The sequence below is a fragment of the Streptomyces sp. McG3 genome, from assembly GCF_018619185.1.
Classification (GTDB): domain Bacteria; phylum Actinomycetota; class Actinomycetes; order Streptomycetales; family Streptomycetaceae; genus Streptomyces.
On record NZ_JAAXYC010000533.1, the window covers coordinates 1 to 2,402 of the forward strand.

The 2,402-nt window shown below is 73.6% G+C and carries 2 protein-coding genes and 1 pseudogene; 1 reads left to right on the forward strand and 2 read right to left on the reverse strand.

Translation table 11 applies throughout. From position 1 onward, the window contains the following. Positions 1-1,022 (reverse strand): ATP-binding protein (locus HET64_RS38160; RefSeq protein ID WP_215111809.1); only part of this gene is annotated, 1,022 nt, incomplete at its 3' end. A gap of 326 nt (positions 1,023-1,348) precedes the next feature. Further along, on the reverse strand, positions 1,349-2,335 hold the full coding sequence (locus tag HET64_RS38165) for a substrate-binding domain-containing protein (protein ID WP_374105610.1): 987 nt from the start codon (positions 2,333-2,335) through the stop codon (positions 1,349-1,351). On the opposite strand from HET64_RS38165, the pseudogene HET64_RS39525 reads away from it, so the two are divergent. After that, positions 2,276-2,402 (forward strand): annotated as a pseudogene (locus HET64_RS39525) (hydrolase); the annotation flags it as partial. The gene HET64_RS38165 and the pseudogene HET64_RS39525 overlap by 60 nt on opposite strands.

Here is a 2,402-nt window from a genome sequence, read left to right on the forward strand (position 1 = left end):
AGCGGGGTGGGCGCCGGAGCCGGGGCCTGCCACGGGTCGGCCTGCCGTACCTGCTGCACCTGCGGCGCGTGGGGAAGGGCCGCTTCGGGCGCTTCGACGGGCGCGGCGGCGGGCGGCGCCTCGGTGGTGAGCAGTTCGTCGGGGATGAGGACCACCGCGCGTACGCCTCCATAGGGGGAAACGGAGTCCACCGAGACCCGGAAGCCGTAGCGGGCGGCGAGCATCCCGGAGACGGCGAACCCGAACTGCGGCGGGATGCCCAGGCTGGAGACGCTGATCGCGGCCTGGGGGGAGAGGAGTGCCGCCGCGCGGTCCTTCTCCTCCTGGCCCATGCCGAGGCCGGCGTCGTCGACGATGAGGCAGACGCCGGTGGGCACGGCCTGGATGTTGATCTCGACCGGGGTGCCGGGGGCGGAGTAGTTCGTGGCGTTGGCGAGCAGTTCGGCGAGGACCACGGCGACGGGTTCGACGGCGCGGCTGACGACGGCGAAGTTCACCTGGCCGTTGACCCGGACCCGGTCGAAGTGCCGGATACGGCCCTGGGCGCTGCGGGCCACGTCGAAGACGGAGGCCACGGTCTCGCGCCGGCCGAGCCAGCCGCCGCAGAGCACGGCGATGCCCTGGGCGCGCCGGCCGAACTGGCTGTTGGCATGGTCCATGGCCATCAGGTCGGCGAGGATCCCGGGGTCGTCGCCGTACTTGCGCTGGGCCTTCTCGATCACGACCTGCTGTTCGTCCGCGAGGCCCTGGAGGGTGCGGACGGCGGCCTTGAGGACGGCCTTGGTCTCCTCCTCGGCGTCCTTGCGGACCTCCGCCAGCTCGGTGGACTGACGCTGGAGCAGACCGTTGTGGACGACGTGGAGTTCGTCCCGTTGGCGCAGGAGCGCGTCGCGCTCCTGGCGCAGCTCCGCGTGGTGTCTGCGGAGCTTGACGTTGGTCGCGCGAGCCCGCAGAACGGCACCCACGGCGACCAGTGCTACGACAACCAGCGCCCAGATGACGGGGCCCTGTGGAAATGTCATGAGACTCACTTCAAGTGCCATGGCGGAAACGGCTTGACACCCCGTCAGGCGGCACGCAGCCAGGGCTCGTTCGCCACGACCGTGCGCCGCTTCGGGAGGTGCCCCTCCGAAGGTGGGGCCGAGGATCTCATCCCTCCCGGAATGCCCCCATACGCCATCAGCCCACTGGAAGTAAGATGATCTTATCACCGGCCGCGCGTTGAAATGTCAAGGCCGCCACGCCAGTTGCCAGTCGACTCACAACGTTCACATTGCGGAGACATGGAGGACGGCAACCGGTCGCCGTTCGCCGGAGGTTGGGCGGCGGGCCGGGGGCGGCGGCCCGCCTACGGGTTCTCGTGCGCCGGCGACGGTCCGGTGGAGTCCCGGATCTCCAGTGACCAGGCGTGGTGGCGGACGGTGTCGGGGGCCGCGCGGCCCGCGAGGATGTCGCAGAGCAGCTCGGCGCAGGCACGCCCGTACGCGGCGGGGCGCAGGTCGACCGCGGTGACGGGCGGTGCGGCGCCCCGGGTCGCGGTGCCGTCGACGCAGGACGCGACGAGCAGACGGGCGCCCGACCGGGCCGGATGTCCGGCGGTCGCCCCGGACCCGCCGGGCCTGCCGCCCCCGCCGCTTCCTTCGCGCCAGCCGCTTCTGCCGTCCCCGTCGCTTCCGCCGCCTCCCCCGACCTTCCGGCCGAGGGCCGCCGCCGCACGCAGGACGCCGGGGGCGGAGCCGTCGGGGGCGCAGATCACGGCGTCCACGGCGGGGTCGGCGGCGAGCAGTTCCCGGGTGGCCGCCTCGGCCTCGGCCGGGGTCGAGGCGAAGGGCACGGTGCGCAGGGTCACCGTCACCCCGTGGGCTCGCCCCCAGGACCCGGCCGTCGCGCGCAGGGCGGTCGCCCAGGCGGAGGAGCCGGACGGGGCCAGGAGTGCGGGGCGGCGGGCGCCGCGTTCGGTGACATGGTCGAGGAGGGCGGTCAGGGAGGCGGCGTTGTCGCAGACCACGGCGCCGCTGGGGCCGCTGGCCGGGCCGAGGTAGCGCTCGCCGGTCACCACCGGGACGCCCGCGTCGAGCAGCCCCGGCACCGCGCTGTCGCCGGCCTCGGGGTCGATCACCAACAGGCCGTCGACGCGTGAGCCGATCCGCCCGCCCGCCGCACCCGAGGGCGCGAGCAGCACCATGTCGAGCCCGTCCTCCTGGGCGCGCTCGACCGCCCCGAAGGCGAGGTTCATGTAGTAGTCCAGCCGGGTCGCGGTCGCCGGCAGATGCAGCCCGACGGCACCCTCGCCCAGCGCACCCGCAAGACCCACATCCCGGTCACCGAGGGGTATTACGAGGACGACTGGTTCCGCCCCGGTCCGGCGGGTGACGACGCCTTCCCGCTGGTCACGGTCGACG